Source organism: Amycolatopsis cynarae (assembly GCF_026802195.1).
Classification (GTDB): Bacteria; Actinomycetota; Actinomycetes; order Mycobacteriales; family Pseudonocardiaceae; genus Amycolatopsis_E; species Amycolatopsis_E rhizosphaerae.
Genome location: NZ_CP113836.1, coordinates 3987495 through 3999928 on the forward strand (window position 1 = coordinate 3987495; position 12434 = coordinate 3999928).

General features: G+C 72.9%; 9 protein-coding genes. All 9 read right to left on the bottom strand.

Annotated elements, in window-relative coordinates; genetic code table 11:
* Window positions 1-80: 80 nt before the first annotated feature.
* Entirely contained in the window at window positions 81-1445 is a 1365-nt protein-coding gene (locus ORV05_RS19010) for a replication-associated recombination protein A (RefSeq protein WP_268440819.1), read from the bottom strand.
* A 52-nt stretch (window positions 1446-1497) separates the two neighbouring features.
* Window positions 1498-2367, bottom strand: a complete 870-nt coding sequence (locus ORV05_RS19015; RefSeq protein ID WP_268440821.1) for an SGNH/GDSL hydrolase family protein — start codon at window positions 2365-2367, stop codon at window positions 1498-1500.
* A gap of 71 nt (window positions 2368-2438) precedes the next feature.
* Window positions 2439-3641, bottom strand: a complete 1203-nt coding sequence (locus ORV05_RS19020; RefSeq protein WP_407652510.1) for a phosphotransferase — start codon at window positions 3639-3641, stop codon at window positions 2439-2441.
* Window positions 3642-3687: 46 nt separating this feature from the next.
* A complete protein-coding gene (locus ORV05_RS19025; RefSeq protein ID WP_268440823.1) occupies window positions 3688-4632 on the bottom strand; it encodes a DUF389 domain-containing protein in 945 nt (314 codons plus the stop codon).
* Between the two features lie 9 nt (window positions 4633-4641).
* Complete coding sequence (gene aspS, locus ORV05_RS19030; protein WP_268440825.1) at window positions 4642-6423, bottom strand: aspartate--tRNA ligase; 1782 nt, start codon at window positions 6421-6423, stop codon at window positions 4642-4644.
* Between the two features lie 114 nt (window positions 6424-6537).
* Window positions 6538-7566 (bottom strand): Rv2578c family radical SAM protein, encoded by a 1029-nt coding sequence (locus ORV05_RS19035; RefSeq protein ID WP_268440827.1) that lies wholly within the window; start codon window positions 7564-7566, stop codon window positions 6538-6540.
* Window positions 7567-7623: 57 nt separating this feature from the next.
* Window positions 7624-9477 carry a Na+/H+ antiporter gene (locus ORV05_RS19040; protein WP_268440829.1) on the bottom strand — a complete coding sequence of 618 codons (1854 nt, stop codon included), beginning with the start codon at window positions 9475-9477 and terminating at the stop codon, window positions 7624-7626.
* 368 nt (window positions 9478-9845) lie between these two features.
* Complete coding sequence (locus tag ORV05_RS19045) at window positions 9846-11420, bottom strand: FAD-dependent monooxygenase (RefSeq protein WP_268440831.1); 1575 nt, start codon at window positions 11418-11420, stop codon at window positions 9846-9848.
* A gap of 28 nt (window positions 11421-11448) precedes the next feature.
* Complete coding sequence (locus tag ORV05_RS19050) at window positions 11449-12411, bottom strand: MBL fold metallo-hydrolase (RefSeq protein ID WP_268440833.1); 963 nt, start codon at window positions 12409-12411, stop codon at window positions 11449-11451.
* Window positions 12412-12434: the final 23 nt, after the last annotated feature.

The window sequence follows — 12434 nt, forward strand, 5'->3', positions numbered from 1 at the left end:
CGGATCGCCGGGCGCTTCGACGCCGAAAGCGGGCTTGAATCAGGTTGTGTTTCCAAGCGGCGACCACTCCGACACAGGCTCTACCGGCCGCGGATGGTGCGGCGGAGGCGGGGCACCCGCTCGGCGAGGGTCCGCTCCACGCCGCGCTGGGTGGGCTGGTAGTAGTCCCGCCCCACCAGCTCGTCCGGCGGGTACTGCTGCGCCAGCACGCCCTCCGGCACGTCGTGGGGGTAGCGGTAGCCCTGCGCGTTGCCGAGCTTCGCGGCGCCCGCGTAGTGCCCGTCGCGCAGGTGCGGCGGCACCGTGCCGATGCGCCCGGAGCGCACGTCGGCCAGCGCCGCGTCGATGCCCGCGACGATCGCGTTGGACTTCGGCGCGGTGGCCAGGTGCACGGTGGCCTGTGCCAGCGCGAGCCTGCCCTCCGGCATGCCGATGAACTGCACCGCGTGCGCGGCGGCGACCGCCGACTGCAGTGCGGTCGGATCGGCCATCCCGACGTCCTCGCTGGCGTGCACGACCAGGCGCCGCGCGATGAACCGCGGATCCTCCCCCGCTTCGATCATGCGGGCCAGGTAGTGCAGCGCGGCGTCCACATCGGACCCGCGGATGCTTTTGATGAACGCGCTGACGACGTCGTAGTGCTGGTCGCCGTCGCGGTCGTAGCGCACCGCAGCCTTGTCCACAGTGGACTCGACGATGGCCAGGCCGATGGTGCGGTGCTCGGTGGCGGCCGCGGCGTCGGCGGCCGCTTCGAGCGCGGTCAGTGCCCGGCGGGCATCCCCCGAGGCGAGCCGGACCAGGTGCGCACGGGCCTCTTCGGTCAACTCCAGCCGCCCGCCGAGCCCCCGCTCGTCCGCGAGCGCGCGCTCGATCAGCTCGCGGATGTCGTCGTCGGTGAGCGGCCGCAGTTGCAGCACCAGCGAACGCGACAGCAGTGGCGAGACCACCGAGAACGACGGGTTCTCCGTGGTGGCGGCCACGAGCAGCACCGTCCGGTCCTCCACCGCCCCGAGCAGGGCGTCCTGCTGGGTCTTGGAGAACCGGTGCACCTCGTCGATGAACAGCACGGTGTTCTCCGCGTGGTACAGGCGACGGCGCCGGGCCTCCTCGATGACGCCGCGTACCTCCTTCACCCCGGCCGACAAAGCCGACAGCGCCACGAACCGGCGCCCGGTCGCGGTGGACACCAGGTTGGCCAGAGTGGTCTTGCCGGTGCCGGGCGGGCCGTAGAGCAGCACCGAGGCGGGCGCCGCGCCCTCGACGAGCCGGCGCAGCGGGGCGCCCTCCCCCAGCAGGTGCTGCTGCCCGACCACCTCGTCCAGGGACCGGGGCCGCATGCGCACGGCGAGCGGGGCACCGGGCGGCAGCGGCTGTTCCCGGGGCGCCTCCGTGCCCTCCGGCGGCGCCACCTCGGGGTTCACCGTGAAAAGTTCGTCCTGCTGCACCACTCCACCGTAATGGCCGGGGCCGACGGGTTCGCGGAGGCCAAGGGGCGCCTCAGCGCACGGGCCCGGCCTCCGCACCGGGTGCGACCTCCGGCTCCGCCGCGAACCGCCGCGCACGGCGGCCCTCCCGCGCGGACTCCAGCAGAATCCGCGCCGCGTGGGGAACCAGATCACGACCACGCCGCCACAGCCACGGAATCCCTTTCACCACAAGCCAAGCGAGGTGGTCCACGGTGCGCGGCCGCACCCCGCCGGAACACACCAGGCTGACCGGCTCCACCAGTTCGATCCCGCGCCGCGCCAGCACCTCCGTCAGCCCGCGCGCCAGCAGCCGGTGCCCCAGTTCCGACGGGTGCAGCCGGTCCACGCTCCACGCGGACAGCTCGTAAGCGCCCGGCACCGCGGCCAGATCCAGGCAGGGCACCTCGTGCCGGGCGACCACCTGGTCGATGCCGCCGTTCAGCGCCTCGATCCGGTCCTTGAGCGCCCGGTACAGCGGCCCCGGCAACCGGAACACGCGCCCGTGGTCGTGGTACCGCACCGGCACCACCACCGCGCCCGCCGCAGCCAGTGCGGTCACCACGTGCTCGAGATCGGCGGCCAGGGCCGCCGGGTCGAAGTCCGACCGCAGGGTGTCGTTCATCCCGACGATCACCACCACGACGTCGGGGGCGTGCGCGAGCGCCGCCGGCAGTTGCGTGTCCCGCACACAGCGCATCCGGGCGCCGGTGAAGGCCAGGTTGAGGTAACCGTCCGGGCCGACACCAAGCGCGGAGGCCACGAACGGCCCCACGCCCCGCCAGCCGCGGCCCGGCACCGGATCGCCGAGCCCGACGGCCGTGGAATCACCGAGCACGGCCAGCCGCCGCACCCGGCGCGGCGCGGGCTGGGCCTGCCGACTCTGTTCGCTCACCGCGGTCACGACTAGACCTTCGGGCACGCATCCGCATCGGCGGTGAGCGCGGGGTAACGAAGCAGAGATCTTCCAGCGAACTACTGGAACGCCGGGTACAGCGGCAGTTCCAGGCCGGGGCCGAACCGCGCGTCCAGCGCGGCGGCGGTCTCCCGCGCATGCGCGGCGAGGCGCGCACTGCCCTGCCGCTCGGCGTACGCGTGCAGGTTCCGCCACCAGGTCACCAGCGCGGCCGGTTCCTCGGACCCGCCCGCCAGCGCGCTCCACGTGTTCACCCAGACCAGCAGCAGCTGGTGGTCGAGCAGATGCGCGGACAGCACGTCGTTGTCGGCAAGACCGGGCCACACCCCGGCGATCTCGGCCCGCCACGCGGCGACCATCGCCTCGCTCATCCCCGCGGGCAGCGCGCCCGGATGGGCACTCGAGGCGAAGGGCACGCGCAGGTGTGCCGCGTCGATCAGGGCGTTGCGGACCCGGCCCCGCTCGAAGTCGAGGAACCGCACCCCGTGGCTGGTCACCAGGTTGTTTTCGGGGCTGAGGTCCACCGGGCTGAACGCGCGGTAGGCCAGGGACCGCGCCCGTGCGCAGGCCTGCTCCGCGTAGTGCCGGACCTCCTCCGGCGTCTCCACCCCCACCGTCTCGGACAGCAGTGACGGCAGCTGGGCACACGCCGCCGCGGGAGTGCCGTCCTCCTGCTGGACCGGGCCGCCCACGCGCCGCAACAGCGCGTCGAAATCGGCCTCACGCCCGGCCGTGGTGGCATGCATGCGCCCCAGGGAACGCGCCCAGGACAGCAGCGACCGCTCCGCGGCCCGCGCGTCGCTGCCGCGCAGCTTGTCGCGCAGGGTCGGCGCCCGGCCGAGGTCGTCGATCACCAGCACGCGCGCCGCCGGGTCGTGCGCCAGCAGTTCCGGGCACATCCGGTCCTCCGGGGGCAGCGCGGTGAACAGCTGGTAACTGACCGCCTCCTGTGCGAAGGGGTCCGGTTGCCCGCTCGGCGCGGGATCGGGATAGTGCTTGATCACGAGGGTGCGGGGAAGCCCGAACGGCGAGGAGGCGATCCGGGCGCGCACCACGGTGGCCGGGCCGCTGCCGGGCAGCAGCTCCGGATCGACCAGCTTGATGGCGCTGCCGAAGCGGCGGGCGAGCACGGCCTCGCCGGCCGCGACCGCACCGATCACGGCCCGCTCCCCGGGCGGGGTGTCACCGGCCGTCGATGCCGGCGATCCGGCACCGCCGTAGGCACCCTCATGTCTGCCCTCTTGAGAAGTGTCGAGCGTCATCGCCTTCGACCCTACTAGCGGTCACACGCACGTCACCAGAACGATTTCAGCCCGCGGGCAGCGGTCGGCCGTTGGCGCGCCCCCGTTGCCCCCGACGGCGGATCGCCAGTACTCCCGCTGCCGCGATCACGATGCCCACCAGATTCACCGCCAGCTGCGCGACCGACTCCAGCGACCGCGACCAGTCGCCGGTGATGGCCGCCACGGCGGCGTACCCGGCGGCGGGCACGGTGGTGACCGAGATGAACACGCCGACCAGCGCGGCCGATTTCGCCGAGGTCATCGCCAGCATCCCGGCGGCGCCGGCGAGCAGCGCCACGATCAGCGAATACCAGCCGACCTGGTAGACGAAATCGACCTCCTGGTGCCCGCTGCGCAGCTGCCCGGTGTCGAGCAGCCCGGCGAGCTCACTGAGCAGCGTCGCGCCCGCGGTCACCACCATCGCCAGCGGGAACCCGACGGCCAGTGCGGTGCCTGCCCGGCGCACCAGGTCCCACCGCCGCAGCACCAGCCCGACCGCGATCGCGGCCAGCGGGCCGAACTCGGGGCCGACCACCATGGCACCCACGATCGTCACCGGCGAGTTGGTGACCGCGCCGATCGAGGCGAGCAGGCACGCGATGGTGAGGAAGGCCTGGAAAGTGACGTTGAGCCGGGACTCCTCCCCGGTGCGCGACACCAGTTCCTGCCACACCACCGCGTCCGCGCCCTCGCCCGGCGCCTCCCGCTCGGCCTCGTCGGCCGCATCCGACAGCGCCGTGTCGAGCGTCTCCAGCGTGATGCCGCCGACGCGGTCCAGGCCCAGCTCGCACAGGGCCTCGACCACCTCGTCCGCCGCCTCGCGAGCGAGGTCGGCCTCGATCAGGTCCCCCGGGGGCGTGACCGCCGCGCCGCGGTGCACCAGCAGGTGCGCCGCGCCCGGCTGGTCACGCAGCACCGCGATGGCCCGTGGGGTGCACTCCGGCGGGCAGATCACCCGCAGGTGCAGCATCGGCGGGGCCTACCCCTGGGCCTGCGGCTTGACCGGCTTCGGCCGGAAGTCGATACCGGCCTCCCTGCGCTGCTGGTCGGTGATCGGCGCGGGCGCGCCGGTCAGCGGGTCGTAGCCGCCGCCGGTCTTCGGGAAGGCGATCACGTCGCGCAGCGACTCGGCACCGGCCAGCAGCATGGTGATCCGGTCCCAGCCGAAGGCGATGCCGCCGTGCGGTGGCGCGCCGAACTGGAAGGCGTCGAGCAGGAAGCCGAACTTCTCCTGTGCCTCCTCCTCGGACAGGCCCATCACCTCGAAGACCCGCTTCTGCACGTCGCCCCGGTGGATACGGATCGAGCCGCCGCCGATCTCGTTGCCGTTGCAGACGATGTCGTAGGCGTAGGCCAGCGCGCTGCCCGGGTCGGTCTCGAACTTGTCGATCCACTCGGGGGTGGGCGAGGTGAACGCGTGGTGCACCGCGGTCCACCGGCCGGAGCCGACCGCCACGTCGTCGGTCTCCTCCGCGAGCTCGAACAGCGGCGCGTCCACGACCCAGACGAAGGACCACGCGTTCTCGTCGATCAGGCCGAGGCGGTGGCCGATCTCCACCCGCGCCGCACCGAGGGTCGCCCGGGCGTGGCTCGCCGAGCCCGCGGCGAAGAACACGCAGTCGCCCGGCTTCGCGCCGACGGCCTCCGCGAGGTTCTCCCGCTCCTTCTCCGAGATGTTCTTGGCGACCGGGCCGGACAGGGTGCCGTCCTCGGCGATCAGCACGTAGGCCAGGCCCTTCGCGCCGCGCTGCTTGGCCCACTCCTGCCAGGCGTCGAGCTGGCGGCGCGGCTGGCTGCCGCCGCCCGGCATCACCACGGCGCCGACGTACGGTGCCTGGAAGACCCGGAAGGGGGTGTCGGCGAAGAACTCGGTGAGCTCGGTGAGCTCCAGTCCGAAGCGCAGGTCCGGCTTGTCCGTGCCGTACTTGGCCATCGCGTCGGCGAAGGTCATCCGCGGGATCGGCAGGGACACCTCGTGCCCGATGAGCCGCCACAGCGCGGCGACGATCTCCTCGCCGATGGCGATCACGTCGTCCTGCTCGACGAAGCTCATCTCGATGTCGAGCTGGGTGAACTCCGGCTGGCGGTCGGCGCGGAAGTCCTCGTCCCGGTAGCAGCGGGCGATCTGGTAGTACCGCTCGAGGCCGCCGACCATCAGCAGCTGCTTGAACAGCTGCGGCGACTGCGGCAGCGCGTACCACGAGCCGGGCTTCAGGCGGGCCGGGACGACGAAGTCGCGGGCGCCCTCGGGGGTGGAGCGCGTCATCGTCGGGGTCTCCACCTCGACGAAGTCGCGGGCGTGCAGCACCTCGCGGGCCACGCGGTTGGCCTCGCTGCGCAGGCGCATGGCCCGGGCCGGGCCGCTGCGGCGCAGGTCGAGGTAGCGGTACTTGAGCCGCACCTCCTCGCCGGCGTCGACCCGGTCGTCGATGGGGAACGGCAGCGGCGCGGATTCGGCCAGCACCTCGAGTCCGGTGGCCAGGACCTCGATCTCGCCGGTGGGGATCTCGGTGTTCTCGTTGCCCTCTGGCCGCCGGGAGACCTCCCCGACGACCCGGACGCAGAACTCGGCGCGCAGGTGGTGCGCGCGCTCGGCCATCTCGCCCTCGCGGAAGACGACCTGCGCCACCCCGCTGGCGTCCCGCAGATCGATGAAGATCACCCCACCGTGATCGCGCCGCCGGGCGACCCACCCGGTGAGCGTGACGATCTGGCCGGCGTGCTCGGCACGCAGGGTGCCGGCGTCGTGGGTGCGAAGCACTGCGGTTGCTCTCCTTAAAAGGCGCGGAACGCACGATGGCTAGCAGGGGTTTTGCTGTCGGTCAAGGCTAACGAATACCCCCCAGGTGCCCGCCACCAGGTTTCGCTGCCGCGGTCAGAGCAGCGTCAGCTGCCCGGCCGCGGGCGGCGGAACAGGCACGGCGGCCCCGGACCCGGCGGGCGGCCGGTGCGCGGATCCGGTGTGCCCGCCCAATCCGTGCCGTCGCAGCAAGGGCGCGACACGCGCGGCCAACGTGCGGCGGTAGCGGCCCCCCGCGTAGCTGCCGCCGGCGTACAGCTCCCGGTAGCGCGGGACCAGCTCCGGATGCTCGCGCGCCAGCCACCGCCCGTACCACTCGCGGGCACCCGGGCGCAGGTGCAGCGCGAGCACGGTGGCGCCGGTCGCCCCGGCGGCGGCGATCGCGGCGAGCAGTTCGTCCAGTTGCCCGGAGGAGTCGGTCAGCCCGGGCAGCACGGGCGCGACCATCACGGAACAATCCAGGCCGGCGTCGCGGATCCGGCGCACGAGCTCCAGCCGCGCCTTCGGGCTCGGTGTGCCCGGCTCGAGGCGGTGCTGCAGTGCGCGGTCCAGCACCGCGATCGACACGCCCAGCCCGACGTCCACCTCCGCCGACACCGACCGCAGGAGCGGCAGATCACGGGCGAGCGTGGTGCCCTTCGTGAGCACGGAAAACGGGGTGCCGGAGCCGGCGAAGGCGCGGATGATGCCGGGCATCAGCCGGTACCGGCCCTCGGCACGCTGATAGGGATCGGTGTTGGTGCCCATCGCCACGTGCTCCCGCGTCCAGCCCGGCCTGTGCAGCTGGGCCGCGAGCACCTCCGGCGCGTTGATCTTGACCACGACCTGGGTGTCGAAGTCCCGGCCGGCGTCGAAATCGAGATAGGTGTGGGTGTTGCGGGCGAAACAGTAGGTGCACGCGTGGGAGCAGCCGCGGTACGGGTTCACCGTCCAGCGGAACGGCACCCGCGAGCCACCGGGCACGCGGTTGAGCACCGAGCGGGCCCGGACCTCGTGGAAGGTGAGGCCGGCGAACTCCGGCGCACGCACCGAGCGCACCAGCCCGTCGAGCCCGATCAGCGCCTGCTGCGCGTCGGTTCCGGCGCGTTGGCTTTCCCACCTCATGACCTCAGTCGAACACGCGTTCGACCGACTGTCAAATCCCGGCGCCCGGCCCGGGGTTCAGCCCACGATGCGGTGCACGAAGCACCACCGCCAGTTCTCCCCCGGCTCGAAGCTGCGCATCACCGGATGGCGGGTGTCGTGGAAGTGCTGGGTGGCGTGGCGGCGCGGCGAGGAGTCGCAGCAGCCGACGTGCCCGCATTCCAGGCACAACCGCAGGTGCACCCAGGTGGTGCCCTCGCGCAGGCAGTCCTCGCAGCCGGTCTCCTCGGACCGGGCGTCACCGGCCTGGTCGAGGTGCTCGCAGGAACCCGCGGTGTTCTCGGGGGTGTACAGCTCCCGGCCCGTCGACTCGACGCCGCCCGCGGACGAGGTCAGCATCGACTCCTCGATGTCGAGAGTCTCCAGCACGCTGAGCAGCACCTCGTCGTCGACCGTGGCCTGGTCACGAGCCTTGAGCAGCACCTCGCGCTCGGCCTCGAGCATCTCTGAGCGAAGGCGCCGGTAGGCCGCGCTCGGCGTCTCCTCGAGGCTGCTGCCCGCGCCCAGGCGCTCCCAGGCGGAGTCGGAGCGGTACGCCTGCTTGTCCCGCAGCCGGTCGATCACGTCCGCCGGATCGCTGGGGCGGCGCGCCGCCTCCAGCCGGTCCAGGCCCGCCTGCGTCATGTCGTGCAGCAGCGCGGCCTGCTGCAGCGCGTCCTCGCCCGGGTCCGGCCCCGGCAGTTCCAGCCAGCGCACGAGCCGGGGCAGCGTGGTGCCCTGGATCATCAGCGTGCCCGCCACCACGACGAACGCGGCGAGCACCAGCACCGCGCGCTCGGGCGTGTCCGCGGGCAGCACGAAGGCCGCCGCCAGCGTGACCACTCCGCGCATACCCGCCCAGCCCAGCACGGCCGAGTAGCGCCACGGCACCTCCCACGTCCTGGTGAACCGCCGGAGCAGCCCGGCCGCGAACATCCACACCAGCCTGGCGGCGATCGTGGCCGCCAGCACGGCCGCGCAGATCGCCGCGATCGCCAGCGTCGACAGGTCGCTGCGCGCCGCCTCGCCCAGCAGCCGCCGCAGTTGCAGCCCGATCAGCAGGAAGACCGTGTTCTCCAGCAGGAACTGGATGGTGCGCCAGTTGAGCAGGCCGGCGAGCCGCGACGGACCCGACAGCAGGCGCGGGGTCTGCTGGCCGACCATCAGGCCGGCGACCACGACGGCGAGCACGCCCGAACCGTGGATCGCTTCGGCGGGCAGGTAGGCCACGAACGGGATCACGAACGACCACGCGGTGTCCAGCACCGGGTCCACCAGCCTGCGTCGCAGCAGGCCCGCGCCCCAGCCGATCGCCAGTCCCACCACGGTGCCGCCCGCCGCGGCGAGCAGGAAGTCCAGACCGACCTGCCACAGCGCCACCGAGCCCGCGATCGCGGCGATCGCGGTGCGCAGGGCGACCAGCGCGGTGGCGTCGTTGAGCAGGCTTTCCCCTTCGAGGATGCGCACGATCCGCCGTGGCATGCCGACCCGGCGGGCGACCACCGTGGCGGCCACCGCGTCCGGCGGCGCCACGACCGCACCGAGCGCGAACCCCGCTGCCAGCGGCAGCCCGGGGATCGCCAGCCAGGCCACCAGGCCCACCACGAGCGTGGTGAACACGACCAGCCCGACCGACAGCAGCGCGATCGGCATGCGGTTCGCCCGGATTTCGACCAGCGAGGTGCGGACCGCGGTGGAGTACAGCAGGGGCGGGAGCAGCCCGACCAGCACCAGTTCGGGGTCGAGGTGGTAGTCGGGCACGATCGGGATGAACGAGGCCCCGACGCCGGCCAGGACCAGCAAGAGGGGTGGCGACCAGTCGAAGCGCCGGGCGAGCCCGGTGACGAGCAGGACCACCACGACCAGGCTGAGGATGGCGACCGCCGGCTGCATCAGCCGGTCACGGTGCGCCGAGGGAGGAACAGCCTCCGGGGCCGGAAGTCACACACCGGATCAAGGATATCGACCCCGGCCGCGAGCCGTGGCGGCGCGGCGCACAGGCCGTGGCCGTGAGGTGCCCCCCGGGGGCGGGATGCCCTGAAGGTCGCCTTCAGGGGCATCAACGCCCTCAAGGCCACCTTGAGGGCACACCCCTGGCCCTAGGAATGCCGTTCCCCGGTCGAACGACTGCCGGGCGGGGTCCCCTCACGGTCGTATCGGCTCTGAGGGGACCCGTCACGGCACCTGGCCTCACGGCCCCGGCCGCGAGCCGTGGCGGCGCGGCGCACAGGCCGAGGCCGTGAGGGGGTGGAGGGGGCACGTCAGGGGGCGGCGGCGAGCGGGGCGGGTTCGCCGAGGGCGCGGCTCAGGATCGCGGTGGCCCCGGCCGGGTCGGTGGCCACCCCGGCCACGTGCGCGTCCGGGCGGATCACCCACAGCTCGCCGGGCCGCGCGCCGAGGGAGTCGCCGAGGACCCCGGTCACGTCGATCCCCGCCAGCTCCACGGTCCTGACCGGGACCCCGGCCACCACCGGCTCCCCGGCCGGGGCACCCGGGGCGGCCAGCACCAGGAACCCGTCCCGCGCCAGCTCCCGCAACCGCGCGCATCCCGGCGCCGACACCGGCACGTCGGGGACGAGGATCCCGGGCCCCGGCGACGGCACGTGGCCCCGCGGGGGCCTGCCCGCGAACGGACGCGAGGAGTCCGGTGTGGTCAGCGACGAGGCGACGTACCAGAACGGTTCGCAGAGCCGCCCCGAATCGACGTTCGCCGCGGCGGCCTGGTCCCGCTGGGCGGCCTCGAGCAGCTCCAGCCTCCGCCTGCGCTGCTCCTCGTCCTGCGGCACCAGGAAGTTCATCGTCGCCGTGGTGACCTCGAGGTTCTCCCGCGCCGCGGCGTGCCGTTCCTCGTGGTAGGTGTCGAGCAGCCGGTCGCTCGCCCAGCCGCGGAGCACGAAGGCGAGTTTCCACGCCGCGTTCTCCGCGTCGCCGACGCCCGAGTTCAGCCCTCGCGCGCCGAACGGCGACACCAGGTGCGCGCAGTCCCCCGCCAGCAGCACCCGGCCCACCCGCATCCGGTCCACCACCCGCGAATGGAACCGGTACACCGACTTCCACACGATCTCGTAAGGGCGCTCGCCCACGATCGCGCGGATCCGCGCGTCCAGTGCCCCGCTGCGCTCCTCGGCCTCGAGGTCGTAGCCGCCGGGCACCTGCCAGTCGATGCGGAAGGTGGAGTCCGGGCAGGGGTGGATGAGCACCTGCCTGCCCGGGTTCCATTCGGGATCGAAGTAGAACCGCCGCTCCTCGGCCCAGCCGGGCAGGTGGGCGCGGATGTCGCAGATGAGGAACCGGTCGTCGAACGAGTGCCCGTCGAAGGAGACCCCCAGCATCCGGCGCACCTCGTCGCCCTTCGCCCCGGCGCAGGCGATGGCGTAGTCGGCGCGGACCGGCGGCCTGCCTTCGCAGTGCAGCGTCACGCCGTCGCCGTCCTGGTCGATGCCGGTCACGTGGTGGCCCCAGCGGACGTCGATCAGCGGCCGGTCGGCGATCAGCTCATCGAGGATCTGCTCGGTGCGGGCCTGCGAGATGTTGACGAACGGCGGGAACGCCGAGCGCCCCGGATCGGCCAGGCTGTAGGCGAACAGCTCCCGGTCGCGGTAGAAGGTCCTGGCGGTGGTCCAGGTGACGCCCTCGCCGGCGATCCGCCTGCCCGCCCCGACCGCCTCCCACACGTCGAGCACGTCGCGCTGCTGGCAGATCGCCTTCGAGCCGATCGGATCCCGCTCCGGCCTGCCGTCCAGCAGGACCACGCGGATGCCCCATTTCGCGAGCAGCAGCGCCGCGGTCTGCCCGACCGGCCCGTTGCCCACCACTGCCACTGTGCCGCTTTGCACAGCTTCCTCCCTGTCCTCGGGTCGGCCGTCAGTCCTGCAACTGGTCCCACACTTCGCGGTCGCGCTCGGCCGTCCAGATCACCGGGCGCTCGATGCCGGACAGCTCGTCCCACAGCCGGGAAACGTCGAAGGGCAGGCAGTGCTCGAAGATGGGCCACTGGCCGTAACGCGGGGCGAGCGCGGCGTGGGTGCGCTCGAACGCCTCCTTGAGCGTGCCGCCCGCTTCCTGGACGGCACCGACCTCGCGGATCATCACGCGGAGGAAGTCGCGGGTCTGCTCGATCGCGGCGTCCACCGCGTCGCGGCCCCGCGTCACTCCGCCCCGGCCGCCGATCAGCGTCTCGGCGCCGAACTCCCGAATCCGGTCCAAAGTGGACGAGGACCAGTCGCGGTGGAACGCGTCACCGGTGTAGAGCGCGGCCTCGGCCTCGACCAGGTCACCGGCGTAGAGGATCCGCTGCCGGGGCAGCCAGGCGACGATGTCACCCTCGGTGTGCCCGCGGCCGCAGTACTGGAGGACGAGGTCGCCGCGGTCGCCGCCGAGGTCGATGGTCAGCCGGTCGGAGAAGGTGAGGGTGGGCCAGGTCAGGCCGGGCACGGAGTCGGCGCCCTTGGCCAGGCGCGGCATGCGGCCGAACTCGCTGGCCCAGTCCTCCTTGCCGCGCTCGGCCACCAGGGCACGGGTGTTCTCGTGCGCGACGATCACCTCGGCGTCGAAGGCGGCGGCCCCCAGCACGCGCACCGCGTGGTAGTGCGAAAGGACCAGGTAGCGGACCGGCTTGTCGGTGTGCTCACGCAGCTTGGCCAGCCACTCCCCCGCCGCGACCGGAGTGGCCAGCGCCTCGAAGCAGACCAGGAAGTCCTCGCCCTCGATGGCGCCGACGTTCGGGTCGCCCTCCGCGGTCAGCGCGTACACCCCGTCGGCGAGCACCTCCAGCGTCTGCTGCTTTTCCCCGAGATCCGCCGACGACGCGAATGCCTTCTGGGACACCGCGATCACCTCCCTGTGATCAA

Bases quoted from the DNA above. Each gene is read 5' to 3' on its own strand.
- ORV05_RS19020 (WP_407652510.1), bottom strand. From the start codon at position 3,641: ATGACGCTCGACACTTCTCAAGAGGGCAGACATGAGGGTGCCTACGGC.
- ORV05_RS19025 (WP_268440823.1), bottom strand. From the start codon at position 4,632: ATGCTGCACCTGCGGGTGATCTGCCCGCCGGAGTGCACCCCACGGGCC.
- ORV05_RS19035 (WP_268440827.1), bottom strand. From the start codon at position 7,566: ATGAGGTGGGAAAGCCAACGCGCCGGAACCGACGCGCAGCAGGCGCTG.
- ORV05_RS19040 (WP_268440829.1), bottom strand. From the start codon at position 9,477: ATGCAGCCGGCGGTCGCCATCCTCAGCCTGGTCGTGGTGGTCCTGCTC.